The 12,587-nt window shown below is 38.0% G+C and carries 10 protein-coding genes and 2 pseudogenes; 5 read left to right on the forward strand and 7 right to left on the reverse strand.

Going from position 1 to position 12,587, the window contains the following annotated elements; genetic code table 11:
* Positions 1 to 157 precede the first annotated feature (157 nt).
* Complete coding sequence (locus ACWA2B_RS14780; protein WP_025679519.1) at positions 158 to 1,105, forward strand: cation diffusion facilitator family transporter; 948 nt, start codon at positions 158 to 160, stop codon at positions 1,103 to 1,105.
* 467 nt (positions 1,106 to 1,572) lie between these two features.
* On the opposite strand, the gene ACWA2B_RS14785 is transcribed toward ACWA2B_RS14780, so the two are convergent.
* A complete protein-coding gene (locus tag ACWA2B_RS14785; protein WP_029515234.1) occupies positions 1,573 to 2,487 on the reverse strand; it encodes a LysR family transcriptional regulator in 915 nt (304 codons plus the stop codon).
* Positions 2,488 to 2,952: 465 nt separating this feature from the next.
* Between ACWA2B_RS14785 and ACWA2B_RS14790 the strand changes: the two genes are divergently transcribed.
* From ACWA2B_RS14790 to ACWA2B_RS14800, 3 genes are all read left to right on the forward strand, one after another.
* Positions 2,953 to 3,141, forward strand: coding sequence for a cupin domain-containing protein (locus tag ACWA2B_RS14790; protein ID WP_318627357.1), 189 nt, complete (start codon positions 2,953 to 2,955; stop codon positions 3,139 to 3,141).
* 312 nt (positions 3,142 to 3,453) lie between these two features.
* Positions 3,454 to 4,251 (forward strand): dihydrodipicolinate synthase family protein, encoded by a 798-nt coding sequence (locus ACWA2B_RS14795; protein WP_029515236.1) that lies wholly within the window; start codon positions 3,454 to 3,456, stop codon positions 4,249 to 4,251.
* Positions 4,252 to 4,452: 201 nt separating this feature from the next.
* A complete protein-coding gene (locus ACWA2B_RS14800; protein WP_449292337.1) occupies positions 4,453 to 5,673 on the forward strand; it encodes a CynX/NimT family MFS transporter in 1,221 nt (406 codons plus the stop codon).
* 1,115 nt (positions 5,674 to 6,788) lie between these two features.
* On the opposite strand, the gene ACWA2B_RS14805 is transcribed toward ACWA2B_RS14800, so the two are convergent.
* The 4 genes and pseudogenes from ACWA2B_RS14805 to ACWA2B_RS14820 form a co-directional block, all read right to left on the reverse strand.
* On the reverse strand, positions 6,789 to 7,592 hold the full coding sequence (locus ACWA2B_RS14805) for a Cof-type HAD-IIB family hydrolase (RefSeq protein WP_318628277.1): 804 nt from the start codon (positions 7,590 to 7,592) through the stop codon (positions 6,789 to 6,791).
* Between the two features lie 26 nt (positions 7,593 to 7,618).
* Positions 7,619 to 8,149, reverse strand: a complete 531-nt coding sequence (locus ACWA2B_RS14810) for a DeoR/GlpR family DNA-binding transcription regulator (protein WP_230585219.1) — start codon at positions 8,147 to 8,149, stop codon at positions 7,619 to 7,621.
* A gap of 75 nt (positions 8,150 to 8,224) precedes the next feature.
* A pseudogene (locus tag ACWA2B_RS14815) lies at positions 8,225 to 8,425 on the reverse strand (DeoR family transcriptional regulator); the annotation flags it as partial.
* A gap of 602 nt (positions 8,426 to 9,027) precedes the next feature.
* On the reverse strand, positions 9,028 to 9,810 hold the full coding sequence (locus ACWA2B_RS14820) for an MBL fold metallo-hydrolase (protein WP_341070843.1): 783 nt from the start codon (positions 9,808 to 9,810) through the stop codon (positions 9,028 to 9,030).
* A 403-nt stretch (positions 9,811 to 10,213) separates the two neighbouring features.
* On the opposite strand from ACWA2B_RS14820, the gene ACWA2B_RS14825 reads away from it, so the two are divergent.
* Positions 10,214 to 10,765 carry a GNAT family N-acetyltransferase gene (locus tag ACWA2B_RS14825; protein ID WP_029515242.1) on the forward strand — a complete coding sequence of 184 codons (552 nt, stop codon included), beginning with the start codon at positions 10,214 to 10,216 and terminating at the stop codon, positions 10,763 to 10,765.
* A 157-nt stretch (positions 10,766 to 10,922) separates the two neighbouring features.
* On the opposite strand, the gene ACWA2B_RS14830 is transcribed toward ACWA2B_RS14825, so the two are convergent.
* Positions 10,923 to 11,315 (reverse strand): tautomerase family protein, encoded by a 393-nt coding sequence (locus tag ACWA2B_RS14830; RefSeq protein ID WP_029515243.1) that lies wholly within the window; start codon positions 11,313 to 11,315, stop codon positions 10,923 to 10,925.
* 35 nt (positions 11,316 to 11,350) lie between these two features.
* A pseudogene (locus tag ACWA2B_RS14835) lies at positions 11,351 to 12,441 on the reverse strand (NAD(P)H-dependent flavin oxidoreductase).
* Positions 12,442 to 12,587: the final 146 nt, after the last annotated feature.

Genomic DNA, 12,587 nt, shown 5'->3' on the forward strand with positions numbered 1-12,587 from the left:
TAAATATTACAAATTCCTCGTAAGGGATAAACTTGTTGTCACTGTACAGTTGCGCCATGCTGCACTTGACGTGTATATTTTCCCCACATATAATTGAAGTCAATAAAACATATGAACAGTTGCTCATATGTTAATAAAATAGAAAGCTGGGATATGTATGGCAGGACATAATCATGGACATCGACACAACAATAAAAAAGTTTTGCTGATCTCCTTCATCATCATCACTACTTACATGCTGGTCGAAGCTTTTGGTGGATTTATTACCAATAGTTTAGCTTTGTTCTCGGATGCAGGTCATATGTTATCGGATTCTCTTGCGTTGGCGATCGCTTTGTTCGCGTTTAAGTTTGGAGAGAAAGCTGTCAATAAGGAAAAAACCTTTGGTTACAGGAGATTTGAAATATTGGCTGCAATGCTAAACGGTGTTACTCTGATTGCGATTGCCTTATACATTTTTTACGAAGCGATTGAAAGGTTTATAAATCCTCCAGAAGTAGCTACAGTAGGGATGCTAGTTATCAGTATTGTTGGCCTGTTCATTAATATACTCGTTGCCTGGATTATGATGCGAGGTAGCGATACAGAGCACAACCTGAATATGAGAGGTGCTTATCTGCACGTCCTCAGCGATATGCTGGGATCTGTTGGAGCGATTATTGCCGCTCTTCTGATGATGTTCTTGGGATGGGGTTGGGCAGACCCACTTGCTAGTGTAATTGTCGCAGTACTTGTCCTTCGCAGTGGTTACTTTGTTAGTAAGTCTTCCCTGCATGTGCTTATGGAAGGAACACCCCGTAACATTGATGTAGAGGAAGTCGTACAAGCCATTTCGCAGTTCGAAGGTGTGAAAGCCGTACATGATGTGCATATTTGGTCAATTACTAGCAACTTAAACGCTCTGACTGCGCATATTGTAGTTGATGGAAATAAAACAGTGTATGAAACCGAGGCCCTACTGCATAGTATCGAGCATATGCTGGAGCATAAGAACATTCCTCACTCTACTTTGCAGATCGAGTCCGAACAGCATAGACACGATGAATCCATTATGTGCACTATAGAGTCAGGTGCGCCGGATGCACATGCACATCATAGCCATTAATAAAAGGAGGACTGTTTGACTTTTTTGGAGCGGCTGAATCCTCGACCGCTCCCCTAAGTACCAATGCACTCCTTGGAAATTTGTTCTGTAGACTTAGATCCAAGTCTGTTAACGCAAAATGGGTCATTCCTTCTTAAATGGAGCGATGGCATCTAGTATAAACCTCATTATTTTCTCAAAAGTCAAATTCATATCTGAATCGAGATAATTCAAGTCTGCCCACCATCACAATACGGTTTTTCGTACGCATCTTTACCTACGCGATTGCCCTTTGGTACGATTCAATCAGTGATTCAAGGTGACCTTATTATTTTTGAAAGGGTGACTTTTCCGTTCTTTACATATTAATAGCACCTGAAGCTATTCCCTCTGACTTTTCCAAACCAAAAAAGAACTGACCGTCGTAGCTTCTTTCTTTTATATGTCCAGTAGTATATAAATAAAGATTAATAAAATGAGTGGACTGTTTAATCAGTGCCTTTCATAAAATTCTGAGTCAAATGGAGTGAAGTCTCTTTTAGAGTATTAATAAAAATACGTGTCGCAGCACTCAGGTATTTATCTTTCCTGTAGATAATTCCTATATATCGAGCAAGATTAACATTTAAAATGGGAATAATTCTGATACGAGGATGGTTAAGGTACTCTAAGTAAGGTCGCGGTAATATAGTTACCCCTATCCTATCTATAACCATATTAATTAAAGATTGCATGGTTGTAATTTCAAAGACCGGTTCTGGAATAAACCCCACATCTTTACAAGCTTTATTTATAAGCTGTCTTATAAAATATTGTTCAGGAAGTAAGATGGAAGGTGTTGTTTGCAAGACTTCTATACCTAATTTATCCTGATTCTCTAACGGGTGTCCAACAGGCACTGCAAACGCCATTTCCTCTCTATATAAAGAAATGGTTTCTAATTCATCCCCTTTCATAGGTAAAAAAACAATGCCTATATCCAGCTTATTTTCTAACAATTGTTTTTGAATATCCCCAGTACGTAATCCAAACACAGATATCTTAACACCAGGATATAGATGATGAAAACTACGTAATGTGGGCGGAATGAGGTAATTTTCAACGGTTAACAAGGTGCCTATAGAAATGGTTCCTCTTTGAAGGCCATTTAGTTCATCTATTGAGGTTTTTGCCTGTTCCAGTTCATGAAAAATGTTACGTGTATACTTTAAGAGTAATTCCCCTGATTCCGTAAGAGCCGTCTTTTTACCAATGCGATCAAATAAAAGTGTGCCAATTTCATGTTCTAACAAACGAATTTGTTGACTTAAAGAAGGTTGAGAAATCCCTACCTTTTCTGCTGCTCTTGTAAAATGTAGCTCTTGGCACACAGCGTAAAAATATTCAAGTTGTCTTAACTCCATTCTTAAGCCTCCTGATTTAAACGGTAATAGTTCCTACCTTTACATTTTGCAAGTTTATTAACATGAATTTCAATAGGAATACTATAAACAATCTTAGATATTACACATTATATCATAGGTTAAACCTATGGTTATTATATAAATAATTGAATTGTACTATTGATTGAACTGTCTTAGACTATTAGTTGCACAGAGATCCATTTAATCCTAAAAGTATAAATTCTTTAAACTGTGTAAAAATTTTGTGGGGGTGATAAGATGGGTAGTCAAAAAACAGAGATTATCTACTACAGTGAGTTTTTAATAAAGAGTAGTAAGCCTGCCGTTCGAGCATGTTCATGGAAATGGAAAGACATTTATCCATTACTCAATTAATCTGTATCGGAAGGCTTTCTTTAAAGTGGCCGTGGAACATTGTCACTCATTCATAATCATACAGGGGATACGCATGGAACTTCATCAACTATGAAAGTAGTCGTCCAAATTTTTAAACCTGGTGGGCATAATAAAGCTCATCGTCATACTAATGTAGCTCTCAATCTAGTATTTCAGGGCGAGGGTTATATTATCGTGGATGGAGAAAAGATTGAATTGAAAAAAGGCGACCTATTCTTAGCTCCTCCTTGCTCTGCTCATGAGCATTGCAACACTTAGCAAACAGAGGATGCTATTATTTACACGTTTCAAAATGTACCGGTTCTTACTTCAATGGGCACTTGGTTTTTAGAGAAACCGGTGGGTAGTACACCTCGTCACATAGTCAAACCAGATACACAAATAAAGAATAACTAGAAAAGATTGGTTAATACTTTTGGCCTGAAGAATGTAACCAAACTTTAAACAACATGAACATAGAACAATTTAGTCATTCAAATATACCTTTTAAAAATTATCTGAAAGGATTTAGTATTTGACCTTATGTACAAATTAGTTCTTGTAATGTATATACACTGGAGGATATAACTGATGAAAAATTTTAATGTTGCTATTCCAACTCCCTTTCGTGATGATGAGAGCTTATATTTAGAAGGATTCAATCCTATTGTTAAACATTTAACAGATAACGGGATAGATTCACTACTTGTGTCTGCTACGACAGGCGAACAAAATTCAATGAGCATTGAAGAGCGTATCCATATTATTGATTATTTTAATCAACAAAAATTTGAAAATGTTGAACTGATGTTTGGCGTATCAGCTACAACAACAAGAAATGCAATAAAACTGGTTAAAAAGCTTGAGGAATCTGTTTTTGATTCTATTCTAATTCAGTTTCCACCTTACATTCAGCCGACACAACAACAAGCTATTTCTTATATCAATGAGCTGCTACAACATACCACCAAAAACGTTGTCCTTTATAATAATCCTTTCCGAACAGGATTTGAGCTAAGTGCTGAATCATTAAAGACTGTTATTAACCAGAAGTACTCTAACCTTGTAGGACTTAAAGAAGAGAGTGATGCCAAACGTCACCATAATACTGACTTACCAGATGATTTCATCATGTTCGCTGGTGGAGATGTAAATCTTATAGAAAAGATAATGAATGGATGTAATGGACTTTCTAGTATGGTAGGAAATGTTTACCCACAAGAAATCAAACAAATTTTTAATGACTTATTAATGAATAAACCAGTAGACCTTTGGAAGATAAAACAATTAATTAATAAAGTTACAAGTGGTCAAGCCATCATAAACATAAAAAATCACTATAATTCTTTAGGTATAAAAGTAGGAGCTTGTCGTTCTCCTATTAACTAACGGGGGAAGTCCAAAAATTCGCTTAATTTAATTAAAATGTTTAAAAGTAACCGTCAAGTAGAAAACAACATTTTATTATGTTCTCTGCTTTACGGTTACTATTGTGGAACAATATGGAAGTGTGGCAATCCAAACAATAAATGAATTGATTACCTAATTTAGAAAAGCTTTAGTATTAAATACGGAGGATCTATAGCGATCATGGGTATTTCACAAAAAACCAATCAACTAGGACAACCGAAACCGGATCTAATGCCTAGAATAGGATTACTTATTATAGGTATCATCCTAATGGGAGCCAATCTCAGAGCCCCACTAACATCAGTGGGTCCACTAATAAATTCTATACGTGACAGTTTAGGCATATCTAATATACTAGCAGGGACAATAACTACAGTACCTTTACTTACTTTTGCATTCTTATCCCCTTTTGCCCCTAAGTTAGCTCAACGTTTTAGTACGGAGTTTATCCTATTTATTTCTTTAATCTTATTAACCATTGGATTTGGAATACGTTCTTTTGGTGGTGTAATAACCTTATTTATAGGAACAATCTTAATTGGTTCATGTATTGCCATTGGTAATGTATTACTCCCCAGTCTTATTAAACATAACTTTGCACAAAATGTAGGAATGATAACAGGGATTTATATAGTCTCTATGAATTTATGTGGAGCTATTGGATCCGGTATAAGTATTTCCATCTCCTCATTATCAGGGTTAGGATGGTCAGGAGGTCTCGGATGCTGGGGAATCTTATCTCTTCTTACACTTTTCTTTTGGTTACCACTAATACAAAATCAACATAAATCTATTAGATTTGTACAAACTAAAAAGAAAGTTAAATCTATAAACTTATGGCATTCTAAACTAGCATGGAATGTCACGTTATTTATGGGTTTTCAATCCTTAATCTTTTATACCATGATAACGTGGCTTCCTGAAATTCTTGAACAAAAAGGGCTGAACACTCATGCAGCTGGCTGGATGTTGTCTTTAATGCAATTTGCTATGCTTCCTACTACGTTTATTGTCTCTATTTTAGCTGGACGTTTAAAGAAGCAGCATTCATTAGTACTGGTTTCAGTCGTCTTGCTTATTGGAGGGGTATTCGGTATCTTACACGGAAGCACGATCCTTATTCCAATATGGATAATTATGGTTGGAATTGGAGTGGGATTTGCCTTTAGTTTAGCTATGATGTTTTTTAGTTTACGTACTCAAGATACGAATGGGGCAGCAGAATTATCCGGTATGGCTCAATCATTAGGTTATCTTTTGTCTGCTATCGGCCCTGTCTTATTTGGATGGTTGCATGATGTGACACATAATTGGAATACTTCCTTACTGATGTTAGTTTTAACTTCTGTTATTATCTTTATCACGGGTATAGGCGCAGGAAAAAATGAATATGTAGCATAGGGTACCAGTTAGTAAACAAGAATACTTGGTTTTTAACCCAGTCTCAAAAACATTTGTTTTTGGGACTTTTTTGTAATTGGTATTAATATATAAAGGGGAATGGATAGTTGAAAACAAGAGAACTTCTTACTGACTGTCGCTATTTTATTGAACTAACGTTTCCCGTGAGTTGGACAAGATTATTAGAACTGAATGCTAATCCGTTGAATTTATGAATCCCAGTTCCAAATTTGGCGAGATCATTTCTTTATTTCCTGGGATCTTTCGAATTGATCCACTTAATCATTAAGTTCCCTGGAAATGATTTAGTTTCCTCACTCAAGCTCATGGAAGCGCTGCATGCTATTGTGCCGAACGGTACGACATATTTCTTGCAAATTACAATTAATATCTATTTTACATTACTTTCTCATAACCTCTTATCTACGAATTTCGCAAATTTCTTTCAAATGTAAAGTATTTGTGAAAAAATTGACTATCCTGCCCTTTAGTTTAATAAAAGGGCCTCTGTCGCCGTCGATGAAATCCTATCGGGAATGTAACAATGTTCTTGTCACCCGACAAATGATAAATTGTCAATTAGCTGGAGAAGATTATTTAAAAACACACCTAAAACAAAATGCAACTCACCTCCATCTAGAAGTAAATGAACTTTGCCAAATTATTTTCTGATCTTACTGATGAAAAATGGATATTTAGGGACCTTTTCGTATGATTTCCTATGTGAATGTGATATTTAGTATACTTATATATTCATTAAACTAGATTTTTGATGCGCATAATAAGAACGTGCATCGCTAATCCCTTCTGCTCTTCTGCATTACAGGTAAATAAGCTCTTCACTACAAATCCAGACGACCAAACTCCCAACCTAACTTTCCTCATCTCTTTTGTAATCTGTCGTGCTGATTGAGCACAACAAAAAAGAGATCAACGGTCGGAACACGTTGATCTCTTTTTGTCGTCTCACTCTGCTTTTCTTTTTCTACCGTTCTCGTCACTCGCAGACCGAGAAGATACAAACTCAGTATCCTCAGGGTTATGTGTCCCCCTCTGTTCTATTTCTAATGCCTACAGTTTTTTGGTGTTTGGATATACAATGTCACTGGATCATTTCAAACGGACAAAATGTATTTCTCCAAGCCTATTTTCAAACCGTCTTCATCATTACTCAATGTGACCCAGTCGGCAATTTTCTTAACTTCCTCTGGCGCATTCCCCATTGCAATTCCTAGGCCTGCGTACAAAATCATATCCATGTCATTATAGTTGTCTCCAATGGCCATCGATTCACGATAAGTAATATTAAATATCCCCTCGAGTTCCTGAATGGCATACGATTTGGACACCATCTCATCCATAATTTCCAGATAGGTTCCCTTGGATTTATAGACACTGATACCAGTAACTTCATTTTTGATTTGTTGTACAAGCCGCTCAACGTCTTCGGGAGGTCCCATGCATAAAATTTTGTGAGTATCATGATCTTCTTCTATATATGAGGAAAGCACCCTCTGTATGGGAGAGCCATTAATAATTCCCGCTTCCTGAATTACCCAAGGATTTTGAGTGTTATCAACGATCCACTGGTCATAGCCATATAAGTTAAAACTAATAGAAGGATAATGATCCGATACAATATCGTATATTTGTTTAATGCTCTTTTTCGATAAACAGATGCTATGGAGGATTTCCCTATTACAGCCCAATATTAGACCACCGCTATAACAAATGACGGGAGCGTTAATATTGAGCTCTTGCTGAAGAGGAAAAATGCTGCTTGGCATTCTCGCTGAAACGAGTACAAAAGGGATATTTCCTCCCACAACCTTTTGGATTGTATTTTTGGTGTCGAATGTAATTTGATGTTTTGAATTTAACAACGTCCCGTCAATATCGCTAAAGATTGCTTGTATCATGGCCCATGCTCCCTTGCGATTTTTTATCACTTTTCTTCCTCAAGCACCTTGATAACTTCTACTCCGCTATCCTGCAACATCAGCAATGAATGCTTCGGGGCATCCTGATTTGTAATTAGAATATCAATTTCGGAAAAATTCAGACCTTTAAACGGGCTTGTTAAATTAAATTTTTTGAAATCGGCAAGTAAAAATACTTCTCTGGCACGCCTCGATACCAGCTTTTTAACTAAAGCATCATCACGGTTCGCAAAATACACTCCGTCTTCCATAATGGCGGCAGCTCCTAAAAAAGCTTTGTCAAAAAAAACATCGTTCAACTGCATAGCCGTGTCGTAGTCATAAAAAAAACGGTTTTCATGATTAAATTTGCCCCCGAGCAAATTTATGTTAATTTCACTTTTTGCTGATAAAGCTTCTGCATTATCCAACGAGTGTGTGTAAACCGTCAGATTCTTGTCCAATTGCCCACAGAGCAGTTGAATGGTAGTCGATACATCCATGAAGCATACATCTCCGTCAGCGATATGCTCAGAAGCTGCTTTTGCAATAAGCATCTTTTGCTTTGTTGCTGAGGTTACACGTTCCTTATAGGCTCTTATTTCTTCTTTTAATAAGGGTAAGGCAATACCTCCATGGGTTCTGATAACCCCCCCTTCATGAACAAGCTTAATAATATCCCTTCTTGCCGTATCTCTCGAGATGTTCAATAAATCGCAAATTTCCGAATTTGATAATTGGTTACGGCTTTGGAGATACTCCATAATTTTTAAAAGTCGTTCCTCTTGGTAAATATAACCCCTCCCCCTTTCCCTATATTCATCATAAGCGATTACACGCTTTTTGTTAAGTGTTTATAAGTGTTTTTTAAAAGATAAGCAAATTGCTTATATTGTGTATTTCACATAGCAAGTCCCCGGTCCGCATGCACATCGCATTAAGAGTCCAGGGACTTTATTCATTTTGCCTATTTATTGATAAATTCAATCTTTTGACATCTGCAGTGTCGGTTTTTACTTTTCGTAGTTGCGTGTTTCTCGCACGTTTAGTTTGAAGTGGATTGATTATAAAATGCTTGCACTCCTCGCGTATTAAAATAGGAAACTAATCCACATCTAATCCTACAACCGGCTCCATAACACACTCCCTAATATTAAAGTTGCGGCCACTCCCACGATGGTTCCCTCATAGCTTCGCTTGTGATACGAGATCCCTGTCTCAACCAGCTCAAACATGGTCATTGAGGGCAGTGAGAGAACTGTTTTCACGACGGGCCCGCCCCAATAAAGTCAACGTTCTCTCGGCTACCGCCATCATATGGTGCCTAAGAAAAAAGGCCAACCAGAAATCTCTGATTGACCTAATAACACGAAATAAAGTCCTAGACTGTCGCTATTTTATTGAGCTAACGTTTCCCGTTAGTTTGACAAGATTATTAGAACTGAACACTAAATCCGTTGAATTTATGAATCCCAGTTCCAAATTTGACGAGATCATGTTCCCTCAGAAATTTAACTGCAATTTTTACTTCATCTAAAATTATTGGATTAAGTCCTAATGTATTGTGAGAACCGTATACCATTTTGACGTTGGGTATTCTTGCAATCTTTTCTAATGAATTCACTAAATCGACAGGGTTCGTTGAAGGATAAAAGGCATATATTGGCACTTCATCATAGAGCAGATCGCCAGTAAATAAATACCCTTTTGTTTCATCGAAAACTGAAATATGGCCAGGAGAATGTCCTGGAGTGTGATATATAATTAATCTTCTGTCCCCTAGATCGAATATATCACCATCCTTCAACAAACCTGTCGGCTTTCCTTTAAAGGGTTGGTATGTATCCGGATTAAACCTTTCTGGAGTAGGCAAGGTTATATCTCTTCTAATATTCTTCCTGATTTGCTCTATTGTTAAGCCTTGAATCCCGTTAATTAGCCAGTCTTCATCTCCTTTATGGACAAAGATCCGTTCAAATTCGCCATGGTTACCTATGTGGTCAGTGTGGACATGTGTCGTAATAACTTTTAGAGGTAAAGATGTCAACTGCTCTGTTATTCTTTTGATACTATCAATCCCAAGCCCTGTATCAATTAATACCCCTTCTTGATCTCCCAATAATAAAAATGAATGTACTTTCTCCCAATGTCCGTATTCACTAATTGCGTATGTATTATCATCAATCCGTTGCACTGTAAACCAAAGATCTCTAATCATAGAAGCCTCCAAATTAGATTCTTTACGTCTTCTAAATTATACACTTAGCATTGAAATTTTGCCCGTTAGCTTAATGAAGCATCGTCAGTCTAAAACTTTATTTTCTTTTACCCGCCGCGATCTAATAACTAACTCCATTTACTTATTCGTCAGGGGCTACACTAATCTGCAGTGGGTCGATCTGAAAATCCTCTCCCTCCTGGGAAAATTGTTAAAAAACTTTTCCAATGTTCCCTTGTAAGACAGGTAGGATAATAGAAATTCCAGTCGCTCTCCCCCTGTTAACGCTCTCCTGATCATAGTGTAGCCTTCCTCTCGCAAAAACCTACAACTTAAAATGGTTGCAATATGTCGAATGCTGAAGTAAAGTTTTTTTAAGCTCATTTCATATAGGAGGATAACAATGATTTATAGAAACGCTACTGTTGATGATATATCTGCTATAGTGGAATTACAAAAAAAATATCACATTACAACCATTAGTGAAAAAGACAAACCTGATGGCTTCGTAACAACCTTATTTACAGAAGAACAATTTAAGGAATTAATTGAAAAAGAAAATGGAATTACGATTGCATGTCATGACCAGAAGATTGTTGCTTATGTGATGGCTGCCTCATGGAAGTATTGGGCTAAGTGGCCTTTTTTTCAATTTATGATTGACGATTTGAAAGATACAGAATATAAGGGAACTACGCTTTCTACTGAAAACACTTATCAGTATGGGCCAATTTGCATTGATATGGATTACAGGGGGACGGTAGTACTCCGAAAGGTTTTTGATTTTTCCAGAATGCAAATGAGTAAAAAATATCCGATATTGATAACTTTTATAAACCACATCAATCACAGATCATACGCTGCCCACACCAAAAAGCTTGGTCTTGACGTGATTAAAAGCTTTGATTACAACAATAATACTTACTATGAATTGGGTTGTTACACATCAGAATGATTGGATGTAATTGTAATTTTGGACCATCCATAAGCCTATTTTACCATCTCAATACCAAACCTCATGGAAATCGCCCTTCAACTAGCCTACTAGGCCAGTTGAAGGGCGATTAGAATTAGAGATATTACCGATTAAGATCGAAACGACTAGCATTGAATCAGCTTAACTTACCGGTCAAAAATTGTGCCTCCCCCAGTCCAAAACTCCAATCATCATCATTATTTTCAACAATAGATACCATTAAATCGGTTGGTGCGATGCCGCATTCAGCTTCTAACCTTTCAGCCAGCAAGGAATAGAGCTTTTGTTTCTTCTCTTTTGGCCGGGCTTTGCTTATTATGGAGAGAATAACTAGACTATCGGTACGGTTAAATCCTAGCCCAGTATCCTCAATAATCATATGGTCCGCCGGGTGTTCGTGAATGATTTGGTAACGATCTCGCTCAGGAACGTCAAAAGCTTCCACAACAACTTGGTGGGCAACATCCAAAAGTTTTTTCAGGCTTGCTTTATCTCGTCCTTTAATAAGATCAAAACGAAGTAATGGCATTTTAACTTCCTCCCTTTAATAAAAATTATTTTTCCCTATTTATTATCAACCATTCTAATAAAAGAAAATTTCCGGACAAGAACACTGGCTTGATCGATGGTTTGTTTTACAATTGAAGCGGCAGGTTGGTCGCCTGCTAACCGAAGACCCTGTCCCGCCCAAAGTGACATGTACTCGGGGTTGTTCGCTTTTGCAGCCGCTTGGCGAATGTCCCGGGTCATCGCGTTTTGAATGGGGTAAGCCGGGATTGTTCCTGGGTACTGATGCATGTCAATCATAAATTTTGTTTGAATGCCTCTTGAAGCTCTTCCAGAGTAAGCACGTGTAATTTCAGTGGAGTCCTCATTTGACGAGAGGATTTTCTGTTTGTACGTTTCATGGGCGCCGCTCTCGGGGCAGGCTAGAAACGCAGTGCCCATCTGTACTGCAGCGGCTCCTAATGTAAGGCTTGCTACAAGTCCCCGCCCATCCATGATTCCCCCTGCTGCGATGACCGGGATCAACACATGGTCAACGATCTGCGGAACAGTAGCCATAGTGCCTATCAAAGCATGGGAAGGGTCTTTCATGAAGGTCCCCCTATGCCCGCCTGCTTCGCTCCCTTGAGCCACAATTGCATCTGCGCCAGCTGCTTCCAATTGCTTGGCTTCATCAACAGTTGTTGCAGTTCCAATGATGAATATTCCATGCTGTTTCATGGTTTGGATCACGTCTTGGGATGGTACGCCAAAAGTGAAACTAAATACAGGTACACGCTCCTCCAACACTACCTGTAGCTGCTCCTCAAATGATTCTGAAAACTTCATAAGAGATGGATTTTGAGCAGTGCCAAGTTTGATGCGGTATTTATTCAGATAATCTGTCATCCGGTAAATTGCTTCTTCCGAATCTTCTGATTGCTCAGTCACAAACAAGTTTACTCCAAAAGGCTGGTCCGTTCGTTGCTTGATCTTTTGGATCTCGCTACGGAGCTGCTCCGGTGTTAAGTATCCGCCCCTAGGTTGCCTAGCCCACCGGCATTTGAAACAGCCTCTACTAATTCGGGCGTCGAAACGCCACCAGCCATCGGCGCTTGAAAAATCGGGTATCGAATTTTAAGAGCACGCGTCAAATCAGTCTCAAACACCTTTAAAAACCTCCTTTTATTGAAAATTAGACGAACTCGTGCCTCCAAAAAAGGACAGACCCTAACCTCATGCCGAATATATTGGGAAGGTCATACTGGCAGCATGACACCAACGACTTGCAGGATCAGCGCAATAATCAATGATA

Source organism: Paenibacillus sp. CMM36, assembly GCF_053570945.1.

What these genes read in the sequence shown, in the direction of transcription:
- ACWA2B_RS14795 (WP_029515236.1), top strand. Translation starts at nt 3,454, where the DNA reads ATGAAAAATTTTAATGTTGCTATTCCAACTCCCTTTCGTGATGATGAG.
- ACWA2B_RS14785 (WP_029515234.1), bottom strand. Translation starts at nt 2,487, where the DNA reads ATGGAGTTAAGACAACTTGAATATTTTTACGCTGTGTGCCAAGAGCTA.
- ACWA2B_RS14780 (WP_025679519.1), top strand. Translation starts at nt 158, where the DNA reads ATGGCAGGACATAATCATGGACATCGACACAACAATAAAAAAGTTTTG.
- ACWA2B_RS14805 (WP_318628277.1), bottom strand. Translation starts at nt 7,592, where the DNA reads ATGATACAAGCAATCTTTAGCGATATTGACGGGACGTTGTTAAATTCA.
- ACWA2B_RS14820 (WP_341070843.1), bottom strand. Translation starts at nt 9,810, where the DNA reads ATGATTAGAGATCTTTGGTTTACAGTGCAACGGATTGATGATAATACA.
- ACWA2B_RS14810 (WP_230585219.1), bottom strand. Translation starts at nt 8,149, where the DNA reads ATGCTTATTGCAAAAGCAGCTTCTGAGCATATCGCTGACGGAGATGTA.
- ACWA2B_RS14825 (WP_029515242.1), top strand. Translation starts at nt 10,214, where the DNA reads ATGATTTATAGAAACGCTACTGTTGATGATATATCTGCTATAGTGGAA.
- ACWA2B_RS14790 (WP_318627357.1), top strand. Translation starts at nt 2,953, where the DNA reads ATGAAAGTAGTCGTCCAAATTTTTAAACCTGGTGGGCATAATAAAGCT.
- ACWA2B_RS14830 (WP_029515243.1), bottom strand. Translation starts at nt 11,315, where the DNA reads ATGCCATTACTTCGTTTTGATCTTATTAAAGGACGAGATAAAGCAAGC.
- ACWA2B_RS14800 (WP_449292337.1), top strand. Translation starts at nt 4,453, where the DNA reads ATGGGTATTTCACAAAAAACCAATCAACTAGGACAACCGAAACCGGAT.